This window comes from Acinetobacter sp. PK01 (genome assembly GCF_022819285.1).
GTDB classification, from domain to species: Bacteria; Pseudomonadota; Gammaproteobacteria; order Pseudomonadales; family Moraxellaceae; genus Acinetobacter; species Acinetobacter tandoii.
Genome location: NZ_CP094643.1, coordinates 1,323,783 through 1,339,831, shown reverse-complemented (window position 1 = coordinate 1,339,831; position 16,049 = coordinate 1,323,783). Strand labels below are relative to the sequence as shown.

Annotated in this window: 16 protein-coding genes; 6 read left to right on the top strand and 10 right to left on the bottom strand. The window is 39.3% G+C overall.

Annotated features, from left to right (window positions below; genetic code table 11):
• Window position 1: 1 nt before the first annotated feature.
• Genes MP622_RS06360 through MP622_RS06345 form a run of 4 tightly spaced genes read right to left on the bottom strand, consistent with a single transcriptional unit; the run spans window position 2 to window position 4,504 of the window.
• Window positions 2–1,003, bottom strand: a complete 1,002-nt coding sequence (locus MP622_RS06360; protein WP_016167947.1) for an ABC transporter substrate-binding protein — start codon at window positions 1,001–1,003, stop codon at window positions 2–4.
• A complete protein-coding gene (locus MP622_RS06355; protein WP_243793090.1) occupies window positions 990–2,333 on the bottom strand; it encodes an LLM class flavin-dependent oxidoreductase in 1,344 nt (447 codons plus the stop codon). The genes MP622_RS06360 and MP622_RS06355 overlap by 14 nt, the downstream gene beginning before the upstream one ends.
• Window position 2,334: 1 nt before the next feature.
• Window positions 2,335–3,486, bottom strand: a complete 1,152-nt coding sequence (locus MP622_RS06350; RefSeq protein WP_243793088.1) for an amidohydrolase — start codon at window positions 3,484–3,486, stop codon at window positions 2,335–2,337.
• A gap of 13 nt (window positions 3,487–3,499) precedes the next feature.
• Window positions 3,500–4,504, bottom strand: coding sequence for an MsnO8 family LLM class oxidoreductase (locus tag MP622_RS06345; RefSeq protein WP_243793086.1), 1,005 nt, complete (start codon window positions 4,502–4,504; stop codon window positions 3,500–3,502).
• Between the two features lie 317 nt (window positions 4,505–4,821).
• On the opposite strand from MP622_RS06345, the gene MP622_RS06340 reads away from it, so the two are divergent.
• The 5 genes from MP622_RS06340 (at window position 4,822) to MP622_RS06320 (ending at window position 10,566) form a co-directional block, all read left to right on the top strand.
• On the top strand, window positions 4,822–7,359 hold the full coding sequence (locus MP622_RS06340) for a TonB-dependent receptor (RefSeq protein ID WP_243793084.1): 2,538 nt from the start codon (window positions 4,822–4,824) through the stop codon (window positions 7,357–7,359).
• A 137-nt stretch (window positions 7,360–7,496) separates the two neighbouring features.
• On the top strand, window positions 7,497–8,117 hold the full coding sequence (locus MP622_RS06335) for a glutathione S-transferase family protein (RefSeq protein ID WP_104442139.1): 621 nt from the start codon (window positions 7,497–7,499) through the stop codon (window positions 8,115–8,117).
• 444 nt (window positions 8,118–8,561) lie between these two features.
• Window positions 8,562–9,395 (top strand): energy transducer TonB, encoded by an 834-nt coding sequence (locus MP622_RS06330; RefSeq protein WP_243793079.1) that lies wholly within the window; start codon window positions 8,562–8,564, stop codon window positions 9,393–9,395.
• A gap of 31 nt (window positions 9,396–9,426) precedes the next feature.
• Window positions 9,427–10,161, top strand: a complete 735-nt coding sequence (locus MP622_RS06325; protein ID WP_044740680.1) for a MotA/TolQ/ExbB proton channel family protein — start codon at window positions 9,427–9,429, stop codon at window positions 10,159–10,161.
• Window positions 10,162–10,566 carry a biopolymer transporter ExbD gene (locus MP622_RS06320; RefSeq protein ID WP_044740681.1) on the top strand — a complete coding sequence of 135 codons (405 nt, stop codon included), beginning with the start codon at window positions 10,162–10,164 and terminating at the stop codon, window positions 10,564–10,566. It abuts the gene before it with no gap.
• Window positions 10,567–10,681: 115 nt separating this feature from the next.
• On the opposite strand, the gene MP622_RS06315 is transcribed toward MP622_RS06320, so the two are convergent.
• The gene (locus MP622_RS06315; RefSeq protein WP_243793078.1) at window positions 10,682–11,845 is read right to left on the bottom strand and encodes a hypothetical protein; all 1,164 of its coding nucleotides are present in this window, start codon (window positions 11,843–11,845) and stop codon (window positions 10,682–10,684) included.
• A 290-nt stretch (window positions 11,846–12,135) separates the two neighbouring features.
• Here MP622_RS06315 and MP622_RS06310 point away from each other — a divergent pair, with 290 nt between their 5' ends.
• Window positions 12,136–12,834, top strand: coding sequence for a DUF1826 domain-containing protein (locus tag MP622_RS06310; RefSeq protein WP_044740683.1), 699 nt, complete (start codon window positions 12,136–12,138; stop codon window positions 12,832–12,834).
• A 148-nt stretch (window positions 12,835–12,982) separates the two neighbouring features.
• On the opposite strand, the gene MP622_RS06305 is transcribed toward MP622_RS06310, so the two are convergent.
• From MP622_RS06305 to MP622_RS06285, 5 genes are all read right to left on the bottom strand, one after another.
• Window positions 12,983–13,378, bottom strand: coding sequence for a helix-turn-helix transcriptional regulator (locus MP622_RS06305; protein ID WP_243793077.1), 396 nt, complete (start codon window positions 13,376–13,378; stop codon window positions 12,983–12,985).
• Between the two features lie 50 nt (window positions 13,379–13,428).
• On the bottom strand, window positions 13,429–14,004 hold the full coding sequence (locus MP622_RS06300; RefSeq protein ID WP_243793076.1) for an AraC family transcriptional regulator ligand-binding domain-containing protein: 576 nt from the start codon (window positions 14,002–14,004) through the stop codon (window positions 13,429–13,431).
• A gap of 54 nt (window positions 14,005–14,058) precedes the next feature.
• A complete protein-coding gene (locus tag MP622_RS06295) occupies window positions 14,059–14,223 on the bottom strand; it encodes a rubredoxin (protein WP_044740685.1) in 165 nt (54 codons plus the stop codon).
• Window positions 14,220–15,428, bottom strand: a complete 1,209-nt coding sequence (locus tag MP622_RS06290; RefSeq protein ID WP_243793075.1) for an alkane 1-monooxygenase — start codon at window positions 15,426–15,428, stop codon at window positions 14,220–14,222. The genes MP622_RS06295 and MP622_RS06290 overlap by 4 nt, the downstream gene beginning before the upstream one ends.
• Window positions 15,429–15,620: 192 nt before the next feature.
• Window positions 15,621–15,980 carry a MerR family transcriptional regulator gene (locus MP622_RS06285; RefSeq protein WP_243793071.1) on the bottom strand — a complete coding sequence of 120 codons (360 nt, stop codon included), beginning with the start codon at window positions 15,978–15,980 and terminating at the stop codon, window positions 15,621–15,623.
• Window positions 15,981–16,049 lie beyond the last annotated feature (69 nt).

Genomic DNA, 16,049 nt, shown 5'->3' with positions numbered 1-16,049 from the left:
GTTAGTCTCCCAAGCCTGGAGGGTTAATTGCAGAATGTTGAATCGCTTCTGCCTGAGTCCCCCAACGTGCTAAGACTTTTTGATACTCGCCTGTTTGAATCACTCCATTTAAAGCGGTTTGTACTGCATCAACTAAGCCACTGCCTTTTTTCAGCGTGACTCCCAATTCGGCAGGTCGTGTTCCACCTCCGAGTGCTGTCCCAGCCAGACGGATTTTTGCACCATTTGCCGCTTGCCATGCGTAAGCAACATTCGGACCAAATAAAGCATCAACCCGCCCAGACTGGAGGGCCAAACTTGCAGATGCGCCATCATCGTAATAAAGTGCCTGCCCAGGCGGCAGTCCTTTCTTTTTATTGTCTTCAATCCAGTCCAACAGTACTTTTTCCTGATTGGTACCAGAACCGACAATCACTTTTAAACCTGAAATATCATCGGGACCTTTGATGGCTTTGATTTTACTTTTCTCTGCGACATAAAAAGCCAATACGTCTTGACGATAAGTCGCAAAGTCAAATTTCTCCTTGCGTTCTTTGGTGACGGTAACATTGGCAATGGCTGCATCATATTTGCCACTAAGGACACCGAGCGGCCAGTCTTCCCATGAGGTGCGAACCAGTTTCAGTTTTAAGCCCAAACTGTCTGCAATCAAACGGGCAATATCAATTTCAGTTCCAATATAGGTTTGATTATCAGGCCCCAATACACTTAAAGGTGGCGCTCCTGAAATCGCAGCAACGGTAAAATAACCCGCATTTACAAACTTAAAATCTTTTGGAATTTTTTGACTGGCTTCCGCATTGTGAGCAACATGAATCGGCGTCATATTCTCTTTCAACTTTGCAAGCTCACGGCTATAGAAATCGGTTTTATCGGTCGACTTTGTAGACTCGTCTGTTGAGTTAGCCGTTTGAGTAGATGCCTGTTCTTTACTGCATCCAACCAGAGAAATGCCTAGAAGTAGTGCTAAACCAATCGTCAAAGGTGTTTTATTCAACCGCATGAAGGTGTTCCTTTTCTGATTGTTCAAATTGATTTTCTGGTCGCTTCAAACCAAAACTAGCGCGTAAAGTAGTGCCTGGATATTCGGTACGATATAGCCCGCGTTGTTGCAGCAATGGCACAACTTTTTCAACAAAAGTATCTAAAGTTTTTGGTGTTGCACCCGCAATAATGAAGCCATCTGCTGCCTCTTCTTTTACCCACAGTTCTAACTGATCTGCAACTTCTTCTACCGTTCCAGCAAAAGGCGGACGTGGAGTTGCTGCTTGTAGTGCAACCTGACGTAAAGTTAAATTTTCTGCTTTGGCCTTACGTTTAATTTCATCAGTACCACTTTTAAAGCTGTTTTCACCCAGTGTGCCCAGTTCTGGAAAAGGTGCATCGAGTTCATATTGAGAAAAATCATGATGTTCAAAGAAACGTCCTAAATAATTCAGTGCGTCATCGATCGTGACTAATGCGGCTGTTTCAAGATATTGACGTTCTACGTCTTCAGCAGAATCTCCGATCAAAACCCCAATGCCTTGGAAAATGAGCAAATCATCTGCATCACGACCATTCTTAATCACTTGCTGTTTCACATCTAAGTAAAATGCTTGTGCTTCTTCGAGCGTGGCTTGATGGGTAAAAATGGCATCGGCATGTTTCGCGGCTAATGCACGACCTGCACCTGATGCTCCTGCTTGGAATAGAATCGGACGGTCTTGTGGCGAACGCTCTACATTGAGTGGACCTGCCACTTCAAAATGTTTACCTTTATGGTTCAAGGTATGTAATTTACTGCGTTCAAAAAATTGTCCTGTTTCTTTATTGCGAACAAAAGCGCCTTCACCCCACGAGTCCCAAAGCCCTTTTGCGACTTGCAAATATTCATCTGCAATTTCATAGCGTTGGCTGTGCTCAGGATGCTGTTTACGGGTATGATTTTTTGCAGTGCCTTCAAGTGGTGTGGTCACCACATTCCATCCTGCACGCCCACCACTTAAATGATCCAGACTGGCAAACTGACGCGCAATCGTAAATGGCTCACTATATGAGGTCGACACTGTACCTACTAAACCAATATTTTGAGTCACACTGGCTAGGGCTGAAAGCAACGTAATCGGCTCAAAACGGTTGAGAAAATGGGGAATCGATTTTTCATTGATATATAAACCATCAGCCACAAAGACAAAATCAAATTTTGCCCGTTCAGCTTGAAGCGCTACGTTTTTGGCAAACTCAAAATTAATACTGGCATCGACCACCGCTTCAGGATGGCGCCATGCAGACATATTTCCGTTTGCACCGTGTAAAATAGTTCCAAGGCGAATTTGTTTGTGATTACTCATGTTAGACCTCTGCATTTTTATGAATAGACTCAAGTGCTTGTGTTGCTAAGGCAGCAAAGTATTGAGCAGCTGGATAAATTAAAGATTCATTGGGTTGATATTGGGGATGGTGCAAACCGAAGGAACTGGCACTGCCGATACTGACAAAGGCACCGGGGATGTGTTCTAAATAGGCGCCAAAATCTTCACCGATCAAATAAAGCGGTGCCTCTTGCACCTCATAACCTTGTGCACGTGCAACGGTTTGGCTCAGTTCAGCCCATGTTGCAGTGTTGATTAATGCCGCGGGGCCATTGTCCCAATCCACTGCAATGTCGACTGAGTGGGCAAGTGCAATACCTTGTGCAATTTGTTTAAGTTTTTCTTCAACAGCTAGACGCACCTCAAGAGAATGGGTTCTTACCGTGCCCTCTAAGTGAGCTTCTTCTGGCAGGATGTTCCAACTTGTGCCCGCATGTACTTGGGTAATACTAACTACACAGGTGTCTAAATTATTTATGCTACGACTGGCAATAGTTTGCACAGCACTAATCAACTGCGCCGCCACAACGATTGGATCTTTGGTTTCATGCGGACGCCCTGCGTGACCGCCCTTGCCTTTAATCACAATTTTGAATCGGTCGACGTTGGCATAAAATGCACCAGAGCGCGTTGCAAAAGTGCCTAGAGCTAACTCAGGAACATTGTGAAAACCGAAAATGGCGGATACATCTTTTAAGGCTCCACTCTTCAGTACTTCATAAGCACCACTATAAGTTTCTTCAGCGGGCTGAAAAATAACGCGTACCGTGCCTTTTAATTCAGACGCTTGCGCTTTAAGTAAAATCGCAGCGCCTAAAATGGTCGAGCTATGTAAATCATGACCACAAGCGTGCATTATTCCGTCTTGAGTCGAGCGAAAGTCTTGCTCAATTTCTTCATGAATGGGTAACGCATCGATGTCTGCTCGAATAGCCACAATTGGATAACCAGTGCCAATATCTGCAATCAGTCCTGTTTTTAAACCCCAAGTTGAAGTTTCAATGCCATATTCAGACAACCATTGTTTTAACTTATCCGTGGTTTGAAATTCTTGCCCTGATAATTCTGGATGACGATGTAATTCATGTCTCCAACTCAGTAACTGCTGTTCCAGTAATGGTCTATTTGACATCAGTTTCTCCAACTCAAGCTGCAAGCACAGCGTGCTGTGCCAGTAGTGTTAGAGATTTCAGACGCTTTGCATGATCTAACAGTGGCGATTCAACAATAAATTCATGGATTCCATGTTGTTGATGCAAAGCGTATAACTGCTGATGAACATCATCGACTGTACCTTTGATAATATTTAACTGCTCTTTTTTAAGGCTTTTAATTGCAGATTGAGCTTGTCTCGAAAACTCTTCTCCACTTTGTTCATTTGGAATTTTTACTCGTTGACCATTATCAAGTTCTAACGTCCACACCGAAAGCCCTGCTGCCAGTTCTTCGGCTTGATCACGGCTATCAGCCACAATAATTTGTGCCGCAACAATCGCTCTTTTTCCTGATGAATAGTGTGAGTAAGTCTGTAAAGCATCTTGAAGTAGCTTGGCATCGCCATTTAAATGTGCAGCAAATACAAAGTTCCAGCCCAAATCTGCTGCGAGTCGAGCACTTTCAATACTCGCACCCAACAAAAACTTTTCTGCGACCTGATCTGGTGTTGGAGTTGCAGCGACTTGATCTGGCTGATTACGATCAAATTTAGAATGTAAATAATGATCTAATGCTTGTAGCTGCGCCTTAAAGTCGCCCTTTTGTGTTTGATCTAAACCAAGCTGTAATGCTTGAGTTGAGACAGGGAAACCACCAGGTGCTTTGCCAACGCCTAAATCCACTCGATTGTTTGCTAGACCTGCCAGTACATTAAAATTCTCTGCAACTTTATAAGGGCTGTAGTGCTGCAACATTACCCCACCAGAGCCAATTCGAATGGTTTTAGTCTGAGCCAACAGCCATGCAATTAAGATTTCAGGCGATGGACTTGATAGCAATGCTGTGGAATGGTGCTCAGCCACCCAGTAACGATAAAACCCTAAGGCTTCTGCTGTTTGAGCAATTTGCAATGCATTTTTAAATGACTGTTCTGCGCTAATCCCTTCGGCTCTTGGACATTTATCCAGTATGCTTAATTTATAATTCAGCCCCATTTTCTATTTTCCAAAAGATATAAAGTTGGAACCTATTAAACGGATTTAGCTTTTAAAAATTAAATATTAAATAAACTTAAAGTTATATAAAAAAGTGAAAATATGATTTTTATAAAGAGATTGAAGTGTTATTAAAAATAAAGAAAACCTTATTAAAATTTCAATGTAAATATATTTAATCAAAACTGATATTCAAATGATTATTTAATATTTAACAATAAAAAAACAATCGATATATTGACTACCAGAGTCGAAATACTCATCGGATTATTGTTTTAAGTAAAACTCTCTAAATTACATCATCATTGGAAAATATAATGTGGCAAACCAATCTAATACTGGCTCAGCGCGAAAAGCTGGTTTTTAAAATATCCCCTCTTCATCAATCCATTTTCTTTGCTTTAACTTGTGGAATTACAGGTTCTATTTATGCGCAAGATGTGAATAAAAATGCACCTACATCTTCTGAAAAAGAAGATGTTCAGCAACTAGAAAGTGTCGTTGTGGTGGGAAATCGTGGAGGTATACGCACCGTTACTGAAAGCCCAGCACCTGTGGATGTAATTAGTGGTGAACAGTTGCTCAAACAAGGTAATACCCTTGCGCTAAGAGACATTTTGGCAAAAGTGATTCCATCTTTCAGTGTTGCTACCGTACCTAGTCAACCTGATGGTTATGGGGCTGTTGCCCGTTCTGCAGGTTTACGTGGTTTGGGTGGTGGTCATACCCTCGTGTTGGTGAATGGAAAACGTCGTCATGTCGGTGCTTTAGCCATTAACAAATACGGTTTTGGTGAAGGCTACCAAGCAGCAGATTTAGACCTCATCCCGATTGGTGCTATTGCACGTGTTGAGGTTTTACGTGATGGTGCTGCGGCGCAGTATGGTTCCGATGCGATTGCTGGGGTGATCAACATTGTACTCAAATCTGCTGATAATGGCGGCAATATTAGTACCACCTATGGTGGACGAGAACACTATGATGGAACTGGTCGAAATGGAGAAACTTTTCAACTGAATGCCAATGCTGGTGCACCTTTGGGTCAAGACGGTTTTATCAATTTTGGTTTTGACCTGAAAAATCAGGATGCTACCACCCGTGCTGGCCCTGTTTCAGGCAGAATCTACTCTAAAGTAAATGGTCAAGATGACCCACGCGAAGCCACAATAGATCGTAATTTAAATAAATTGGGGCTGCCTTCGGTTGAACAGTTTAATGTTTCTGCAAATGCTGAACTTCCTTTAAGTAAAGCTGCAACTTTGTATAGCTACACCACCGCAGGTTGGCGTGATGCTTCTACAGGAGCTTCCTATCGTCGTCCGAACTCTAGATCGGGTATTGTTGAAACCTTCCCGAATGGTACGACACCAGATGTCATTTTAAATGAAACAGATGTTCAAACTGTTTGGGGGCTAAAGGGCGATAATGTACTTGGATGGGCATGGGATGCGAGTAGTTCTTATGGTAAAAATACACAAGATCACTCTACACGAAACAACCTCAATCCATCTCTTGGCCCCTCTAGCCCAACTTCATTTGGTCTACAAAAATATGATGCTTATCAATGGGTCAGCAACCTTGATCTGAAGAAAACCTTCGATATTGGTTTTGGAGCAAACCCACTGAGTGTTGCATGGGGACTAGACTATCGTAAAGAAGGTTGGGCATCTAAAGCCACTGATCCTTTAGCCTATAAAAATGGCGGTTATATTATTCCTACAGGTGATAATGCAGGTTTACCTGCAACCGTTGGAACTTTTGGAGCACGAGTCTTATTACCTGAAGATGAAGCTGATATTAGTCGGACTAACACTGCTGCCTATTTAGATTTAGGGTTAGATGTAACCAAAAACTGGTTTGTGGGTTTAGCAGGTCGTTTCGAACATTATGATGATAGTTCTGGTGATACATTCAACGGAAAAATTAACAGCCGTTATGAATTCACACCTGAACTTGCAATCCGAGGAACCGTAAGTACAGGCTTTATTGCACCGTCGCTATACCAACAAGGATTTGCTAGTACGGGCATTGTAAGCACGGTAAACAATGGCGTCCGCTCAGATGTATATAGTAAATCTGTACGTACTGATTCAGCATTAGGAAAAGCTTTAGGTGCAGAGGCACTTGATCCTACCGAATCGACTAACTTTTCTCTGGGTTTAACTTATAGCCCATTCAAGAATTTCAACCTTGCAGTTGATGCTTATCGTATTGAATTAAAAGACCGTATTGCTTCAACAGCAGGTCTTACTGGTAGTGGTATTAACAACATTTTGGCAGCCAACGGCTTTTCTAACGTTAATTACGTGACTTACTATGCCAACTTATTTGATACAGAAACCAACGGTGTTGATGTTGTTGCAGACTATACACAACAACTGAATAAATATGGACGTATCCGCTGGAGTTTAGGCTTCAACTGGAATGAAACCGATATTACAGCAATTGCGGATAATCCAAGCCAGTTAGACGGTATCAATATTGATCGTATCACCCGTCGTACCAAAGGCATGATTACCGATGCAGATCCGAAAACAAAATTCACCTTAGCAGCAAATTGGCAGTATGCAAAAGTAGATTTGAATACCCGTTTATCTCGTTATGGTAGTTACATTGCACGCAGTGAAACAGCCGCCACAGATCAAACCTTTGATGCTAAATGGATTGTTGATTTAGATGCAACCTACCATCTTACAGACAGTCTTTCATTGACTTTAGGCGCGGACAACTTATTTAACACCTACCCTGAAAAATCCAACATTGTCGATGGTTTGGGTGAGAATTATTATGCACAGCTTTCGCCTTTTGGACTCTATGGTGGCTATTACTATGGTCGTGTCAATTATCGCTTCTAAAAATATTTAAACCAAATGCTTTGGTGAAATTTCAATATCGTTTAAGTCTTTCTGATGGTTCAGAATCGATGATTATTTAAATACTGAATTTCACCAAAGGACTGTTTCACACACATTCAAAATTTTTGAGAAAATATATGAGCATTACTATTTGGGGCAGACCCAATTCTTTAAATGTCCACAAAGTACTTTGGCTAGCAGCCGAACTTGGACTTCAATTTGAACATATTCCTGCGGGACAACAGTATGGTGTGGTTGATACTGCCGAGTTTTTGGCGCTCAATCCAAATGGTCTGATTCCTGTCATTCAAGATGGTGACACGGTTTTATGGGAATCAAATACCATTTTGCGGTATCTCACTGAGGTATATGGAAAAAATACATTATGGCTTGAAGACCCTAAACTACGCTTTAGCGCAGAAAAATGGATTGACTGGTATACTACGACCGTCCTGCCAGTGTTTGGAATTGTGTTTTTTAATCTGGTTCGTCAGCCTGAAGATAAAAGAGATTTGGCTGCGGTTAAAGTTGCAGCAGAAAAACTAGAAAAAATATTGGATGTTGCCAATAGCGAGCTGGCTAAACAGCCCTATCTGTCTGGTTCAAATTTTGGGGTTGCCGATATTCCGTTGGCTTTAGCCCTCAATCACTGGTTCAATTTAGATGTTGAACGCAAGCATGATCATACGCACTTAAAAGCATGGATCGAACGCATCCGAGCACGGGAGCACTTTTTAAAAGTGGCTAATATTCTTTAGTTAAGCATTATTGCTCTATTTTTAAAAATTTTAGCTTTAAATAGCATAAGGCTGTTCTATCTATGAACGGTCTTATTGCATATAAATTGATTTATTTAGTAGAGATATTAAAAATAGATGCAGAGAGAAAATAAATACAAATAAAATAGATATCTTGAATATAAAATAAATTATCTTTAATTATTATAAGTCGCTATATTTGATTAATCTATTATCACTTTTTATAAAAATACTAATCTAAAAAAGTTTGTTTTCTATTTTTAAAAAATAACTCATTATGTTTTTAATGTTTTATTTAGCTAAATTAATTTTCTTATTTGTAAGTTAATGGGGAAATTCAAATCTGAAGAATTTTTTCATATTCAAAATTAAGCCGATTTAACTTAAGAAATAAAGAAGATTCTGCAATACAAATTAAATCTTATTGAATGGTGCATTACTGATATGAGTGAAGTCAGTCGAAGTCCTTATAAAAAGGCAATTTTGTTTGAACAACTTCAAAATGTTCAGTCCAATGTATTTCATGCTGTCGATCCATTTGTTGCCAATCTGGTAAGTCCGATTACAGCAGAAAAACCTGTTCAAACCAACAAAATTTTTTGGGCAATTGCTGCTGTTCTGGCGTTACATTACGGCATCTTTTATCTTGCAAAGCATCTTCCTACTCCACCTTTGATTGTAAAAAAACCAGAACCTATCGCGGTTGTAATTGAAAAACCCAAGGAAGAGCCGCCTAAGGTGATTGAACCAAAACTCAAGCAGGAAATACAAAAGCCGATTATTCCACCTGTTTCCGCAAAACCTCAGCCTGTCCAAAAACAAGTGGTTGAAAAGTCCGTGCAGAAACCTGTAGTACAAAAATCAATTGAGCAGCCTAGACCCGTTGCTAAATCCGTTACGCAACCAGTACCGCAGGCTGAACCTACAGAAAACGTCACACCGACCCAGAAAGTTGCTGAACTTGCGACTAAGCCCGCACAAGAAAACTTACCTGTGACAGCAGCCAAAGGTTATGCCGGTTATCTGAGCAATCCTGCCCCTGAATACCCAGAAGTGGCGTTAGACCGTGGTTGGGAAGGCGTTGTGATGTTGCGTGTAAAAGTCTCACCCGCAGGCAGCCCTTTAGAAATCAACCTGAAAAATAGTAGCGGCAAAAAAGCACTGGATGATGCTGCTCTAAAAACTGTGAAGCGCTGGAAATTTTCACCGGCACTGCGTGGCAACACGCCAGTAGAAGGTTGGGTCGATGTTCCGATTCACTTCAAATTACCCAATTAAACTGTAAAATTTTATCTTAGGAAAATTCGATATGTCTGATATTAATACGATTATTCATGATGCAACCATTTGGTTATTGATCGGTTTTTCGATCGTAACCTGGGTTTTAATTGTGGTGAAAGCTATACAAACCTCAAAAGCTACCAAAGAGAGTAAACTTTTTGTCGATAGTTTTTGGTCAGCCCAGAACTTGGCAGATGCAATTGGTCAGTCTGAAGATGCTCAGGGACCTACAGCACGTATTGCTCAAACAGGTTTTAAAACCTTAACTGAAGCCAATGAAAAAACCCATCAAGATTTACAACAAACATGGAGTCGTCAAGATTTATTAGAGCGACACTTACGCAAGCAAATTTTTACTGAACGCCGTCAACTCGAAAAAGGTTCTGCCATCCTCGCAAGCATTGGGAATAATGCCCCATTTATTGGTTTATTTGGAACGGTGTTTGGGATTATTCATGCCTTACAAGCAATCGCCCAATCTGGCAGTGCCAGTATGGATGTGGTTGCAGGTCCAATTGGTCAAGCACTGGTTGCAACAGGTATTGGTATTGCTGTGGCTGTGCCTGCTGTACTTGCCTATAACTATTTTGTCCGTAAAGTGAAAAGTATTGGCGCAGATTTAGACGACTTTGCAACAGACTTTGTCAGCCTCACTCAAAAGGTTGGTTTCCAACTCCCTGCCAAAACTCAAACTACACATATTGCAGCAAAAACAGTTACGGCTCAGCAGTTGACATCTCAAGACAAGGAGGCTTTGGCTTAAATGGCGATTTCAACTTCTCAAGATGATGATGTGGTCAGTGACATCAACATTACTCCGCTCGTCGATGTCATGTTAGTGCTATTGATCGTGTTTATTGTGACAGCACCTTTGTTAACCAACAGCGTGAAGGTCAACTTACCGAAAGCTGCTCCAACACAATCGACAGATCAAAACAAAGCACTGGTGATTAGTGTAAAACCAGATGGTGCAATCTTCTTAGACAAAGCCCCTGTCAGTCTCGAAAATTTTGAGCAAGAAATCACACAGCGTAAAAATGCCAACAGCAAGTTAGCATTAAACTTAAATGCCGATGAAACCGTTCCTTATGGCACGGTGGCTAAACTTTTAGCCAGTATAGAACGCGTCGGCGTAGAGAAATTATCAGTGATTACTGAACCGAAATGATCGATTATTCATTTGAAGTCTACACATAGACAACATTTCGAGCTGTAATAATAAAAAAGCACCATCAGGTGCTTTTTTATTTATTCAATGTAATCCAACTACTATGCTGAGAGACTTAGCGACTCACACGTTGAATTGCCTCATCATAAGTCGCACTTGGTTTATATTGGTTTGCTAATTGGTAATGCTGTTTGGCTTGAGCATAGTCCTGATTATTTTCATAAATTTTACCAATGTTGTAATGTGAGTATGCTCTGGTATTATCATTAGATGCTAAGGCAATCGCCTTTTGATTTGCCCATAAAGCCTCAGATGAACGATTCAACTTTTGATAAGCAACGGCAAGATTACTATAGGTTTGTCCAACGTTTGGATTGTAATCAATAGATTGTTGATAAATCAGTGCAGCTTGTTCAAATTGATTGTTTTTATAGGCTTTATCCGCTTTCAAATTTAGCGCTTTGGCCCGTGCCTGTGCATTAGCTGAAACAGGAACGTATTGAACTTGAGTTGCTTGGCTTTGATAACTCGACACAGTTGAGCCAACTTGGTTCGCTCCAACAGTTGTCCCTGAAATACGATTAATATCTTGGATTTCGCCCTCAGGACTAATGCGAAACACAGTCCATAAATTCCCTGTCAGTCCTGTAGGAATATAATAAGAACGTATCAATGACTCACCTGCATAAACCATAACTTTGGCTTGGCTATTCGACAGGTTCGTAGTATTAGGTTGAGTATGATCTGAATAATCATGGACCGAATAAACATAATATTGTCCGTCTAAACGTTTATCGATGGTTACTGTTTCAGGACCATAAGAGTCTGTATCATCAACATCCAAATTGGCATCTTGCCCTTGTTTATTGTCCCAATATACATGTTGATTTCTATAGCTTAAATGCGAGTCTAAATCTAAGGGACTCTGCCCCCAGTTCAAAACGATTCGCATACTGTTTAAGTCTTTTAATACAGGACTTAAGGCATAGGTCATACCCTCACAAGGACATTTTGCAACCAGTGTTGAATAGCCTGATTTTTTGATAATCAATAAATTGTCTGCACCATTCGTACTGCTACTGTTCACCGTTGCACGTCCGTCTACATTGGTTGAAGCTGATGCAGACTGTTCACCATTTTTTTGTAAAATGACTTGTGCATTAGCAATATTTTGATCTTTTACCGTTGCACTTAAAACATGAATATTAGTGGTATCTGCATAGCCCAAAGCAGGGATGCTTAAACCAAGTATAGAAGAATAAAGTAGATGTTTTTTCATTGTTTATCTCTTATTAAGTTGCATATTACATTTTAAAGTCTTATCAACACTACGACTCAAACATTAAATCATGCGGTACATTTATTGCGTATGCTATGGCTAAGGATAGATACCACCAGGTTGTTTTCAACATAGATTACACGATGAACATTTAACAAGCTAATGAAGATATTTTCGACACTCATGCAATTTGGAAAGTTTGAAAGCTTTACTCATGTAACGAATCACTCTCTATTTTGATCAAGCAGGTTGTATAATTAACCACAGGTTATGATTTATTTAATTCTAATATGAAGAATACGTTTTCTGACAATAAGCAAGTTAAAGTAGTTTCGAATTTTCACGAACTCGTGAATGCACATTTTCAAGGCGAAATGAATGCGCTTTGCTGGTCCAGAAATTTGCTTGGAGATTTCCAAGAAATCGTCGCTAAGCTTGAATTAAAAGAGAATATTACAGAGGTTTCTGCGGATCATCTTTTGGCGTTACAGCTTTCAGAATTAGGTAATTTAGCGCGAGAAACAATCTTAAATGATATACAACTATTGACGGATTACGGCGCATCTCCTTCGCTTAACTTACTAAAAAGTTATGAACGGGACGAAGAGTTTGATTTTATTTCAACAGATGTATATTCATATCATGTCGATCGTTCGCCTATCGCAACAGATACTTTTTTATGTACCTATCATGGTGCTGCAAGTGAAATTTTACCCAATCATCAGGTTGTACAAAAAGTGTTGATTCCTGAAATTAGAACAAAGCTCAAAGAACTGCATGATGGCCCAGAAGCCGAATTTGAAGCTTTTCTCGAAGACTATTTTTTTGATCTGCATTATCAGCCTAAACCGAATGTAAAACCTGTAAATTTAGGCTCAGGACATCTTTGGCGTTTAGCGGTAGACCATCCAACACAACAGGTTTTACCCTGTGTTCATAGAGCACCTGTTGAAAAAGATGGTGAATATAGACTGCTTTTGATTTGCTGAATCCTTAGCACTGACTCTGCACAGAATGCCTTAGTGGTTGATCTAACGATAGATGGCTAAAAAGACAGCTCTTTTCATGAACAATCAGTATTTGAACATACAGAAAGTTGCATTCAAATTGCGTCATATATTTTTATAAGCTCTCTCACTAAAAACCCCGCTGTTTTTTTCGAAACGTACTTGGCGAACTACCAACATGGAGTTTAAAAGAACGTGAAAAGTTAGAAGCTGAGGCATAATCCAGTTCTTCCGCAATCTCAAAAATACTTTTACTGGTATGACTTAGCATTTGTTGAGCTTTTTCCATTGAGACATCAGTCTTAATTTGTTGATAGCTTATATTTTTTAACTTTAAATGCCTTTGTAAGGTTTTACTGGAGATATTTAAAAGCTGAGCACATTCTTTCATACTAATAGTTTCAGTCGAGCTCATAAAAAGATGTTTCAACCATAAAACCAAATCCATATTATTTTTTATTTCATAGATTTGTTCTTGGCATTTGAGTTCTATCGCCCTGCGCGTTCCTTCATCGGCTAAATGCAAGGATTGTTGAAGTAAGGGTTTAGTTAAGCGAACTCTAAAACTGGGTTGTTTTAAAGTATTAAAATGAAATTTGACCTTAGATAACGTTGAATGTGTAAGGGTTCATTAATGGACATAAAAATATCATAGGCAAGTAGCCTGTCTTCAACTAACTCCTGAATAGAGCAATGTAAAGCAACAGCGATTGCCTCCAAATGAAAATTTAGAGAAAGCGTATCCATGTTATAGACTGGTTCACAGACCAATTCCATAGACTGATCTTCATGATAAAAATAGCTAAATTTGAAACTAGGAATAATTAGGGTGAAATACTTGGAAATATAGATCAAAGCTTGTTCCAAATTATTACTGGTAAGAATGGCATATCCAACTAAATTATGTGAACTGACCTTGAGCGAACGACCTATTTCAAATGCCAAATCATAATTTTTAGGGTATTTAAGGCAAAATGAAACAAATTGACTGACTTGTTCTTGGGTAATTTTTAAATCAGGTGAAGTCAGATATTTTTTTAAATCTACGTGAATACTAGAAAGCACCGATTCTGTTGATATATTTCTTTCTTCAAGAATATTCAGAATCTTAAAATAGTAACGGGCTGGTATGTTCGGAATGTGATTTTGCATAGTCTTATCTTTCTACAAGGCAGCAAATAGGAGCCATTTGCTACTGATTTGACATTAAATTTCTACCATTTCGAAATCAGACTTTGAAACACCACAGTCAGGACACGTCCAACTTTCAGGAATATCTTCCCAAGCAGTTCCTGCTGCAATTCCCTCTTCTGGTATACCATGAGCTTGATCATAGATCCATCCACAAACAATGCATTGATAACGTTTCATGAAACTGTGACCTCTTGTGTGGCATCTGTGAAGTCATCTGCATATTTTTCTAAAATCTTTTTTTGTTCAGGTGCATATACATTTATTTTGTGAATATCACCCTGATAAAATTGAATTACCTGTTTATCCATAATACTAAACCAAAATGGTGGAATAAAGACTTGTAAAAATAAGCTGGCATAGCCAGATGACAGTTGCGGCACATTCTCATAATGACGTAGCGCCTGATAACTTCGAGTTGGATAGGCATGATGATCGGAATGACGCTGTAATTGATACAATAATATATTGCTGAATAGATTATTGTTATTCCAGCTATGAACTGGCATGGTGCGCTCATAACGTCCATTTTCTAATTTTTGACGTTTTAGACCATAATGTTCCATATAATTCACTGCTTCAAAAAGTGTAATCCCATATAAAGCTTGAGTAATTTGAGTCGGCATGATGTTTTTGCCAAAAAATTTTAACATCAATGCATGATAAGTGGCGGACATTGCCCAGCCTTGAAGCAACTCATTATGAATCGACCAAAAAGGAAGCCCTTTACGTTCTAAGCGTCGTTTTTCGATATGAATTGCCGATTTAAAACTACCTTTAACTGTTCTTGGCCAGAATTTCCAGAAGCTTTCACCAAATTTAGAAGATGCTGGATCTTCAGGCGTAGCAACACGGAGGTGATGACCATAAGGATGCTCAATTCGAAAGTGGTTATAGCCTGTAGGGGCTAGGCACAAATGAGATAAATAATGTTGTAATTTACCTGACTTATGGCTGAGTTCATGGGCAGTATTAATCGCTACACCATTGACGACACCCAGTGTCAGACCAATTAAAATACGATCGCTTGTGGGTGTACTTTCTTTACTGGCAATATAATTTCCATAGATATTGGCAATGTATTGCAACGGAATGTATAGGTTAACAATTTTGGCGTAATACGGGTCTGCTTCTAATTCAGCAATGGCCTCTTCGGGTGGGTTTTCAGGGTCTTGTCCGATGTATTTATCCAATACAGGAATTAAACCATGTAAAACCAAGGGGCCTGCAGCAGCAAAGAGCTTTTTCGTTTTTTTAGGTCCAAATTGATAACCAAGCAATGCAACATTGGCAATATTTGGAATTACTAAACCAAGTATCCATAATTTTCTTTTTTTGTCTTTAAATTTAGGGGCTTCTGCAGTAAGTTTTGTAATAGCATTCATTTAACAACCTCATCAAATATGACTTTGAGTTGTATAATGATTGTTGATTATGACCCGATTTAGGATGCTTTAAAGGACATAATCTATTCTTTAGTGGACATTTAACATTGTAGTAAAGCTGAAATTTGAACGTTGGAAATGATGTCTGCAGTCCATCAATAATTTTATGAAAATAAAAATGCTTTACAATTTTCAAGCATTATCAGTCTTAAGTGGTGTTTCAGTTTCTGAATAATAAATATTCATCAGACGTTTCGCATTATCCTCACAACTCATATCTTGTGGTTTATTTTGAATTGTTTCAATCAGTTGTATGAGATTCTGTTTATTTTCTAACAACATTTTCTGCATTTTGGTGATTCCTTTGACTTTTTCACTCAGGGTTCCAATCAATTTCTCATGATCCCAATTTGAAATGTTTGCAGGAATTAAAGATTTAATTTCTTCAAAGGTAAAACCCACTTGCTGTGCTTGTTTAATCAGGTTGAGTTGTCTGAGGTCATCTTCAGAATATTTACGGTAGCCGTTTGCTAGTCTTTTGGCTTTTGGCAAGGGAAATAAAACTGATTTTAGTCATTTAGATTTTTTCAGCTAATACATCTCCATAATATATACAGACTA

Coding starts and splice junctions, on each gene's coding strand:
- MP622_RS06325 (WP_044740680.1), top strand. CDS start 9,427: ATGTCTGATATTAATACGATTATTCATGATGCAACCATTTGGTTATTG.
- MP622_RS06300 (WP_243793076.1), bottom strand. CDS start 14,004: ATGCAAAATCACATTCCGAACATACCAGCCCGTTACTATTTTAAGATT.
- MP622_RS06360 (WP_016167947.1), bottom strand. CDS start 1,003: ATGCGGTTGAATAAAACACCTTTGACGATTGGTTTAGCACTACTTCTA.
- MP622_RS06320 (WP_044740681.1), top strand. CDS start 10,162: ATGGCGATTTCAACTTCTCAAGATGATGATGTGGTCAGTGACATCAAC.
- MP622_RS06330 (WP_243793079.1), top strand. CDS start 8,562: ATGAGTGAAGTCAGTCGAAGTCCTTATAAAAAGGCAATTTTGTTTGAA.
- MP622_RS06295 (WP_044740685.1), bottom strand. CDS start 14,223: ATGAAACGTTATCAATGCATTGTTTGTGGATGGATCTATGATCAAGCT.
- MP622_RS06345 (WP_243793086.1), bottom strand. CDS start 4,504: ATGGGGCTGAATTATAAATTAAGCATACTGGATAAATGTCCAAGAGCC.
- MP622_RS06290 (WP_243793075.1), bottom strand. CDS start 15,428: ATGAATGCTATTACAAAACTTACTGCAGAAGCCCCTAAATTTAAAGAC.
- MP622_RS06340 (WP_243793084.1), top strand. CDS start 4,822: ATGTGGCAAACCAATCTAATACTGGCTCAGCGCGAAAAGCTGGTTTTT.
- MP622_RS06335 (WP_104442139.1), top strand. CDS start 7,497: ATGAGCATTACTATTTGGGGCAGACCCAATTCTTTAAATGTCCACAAA.
- MP622_RS06315 (WP_243793078.1), bottom strand. CDS start 11,845: ATGAAAAAACATCTACTTTATTCTTCTATACTTGGTTTAAGCATCCCT.
- MP622_RS06350 (WP_243793088.1), bottom strand. CDS start 3,486: ATGTCAAATAGACCATTACTGGAACAGCAGTTACTGAGTTGGAGACAT.
- MP622_RS06310 (WP_044740683.1), top strand. CDS start 12,136: ATGAAGAATACGTTTTCTGACAATAAGCAAGTTAAAGTAGTTTCGAAT.
- MP622_RS06355 (WP_243793090.1), bottom strand. CDS start 2,333: ATGAGTAATCACAAACAAATTCGCCTTGGAACTATTTTACACGGTGCA.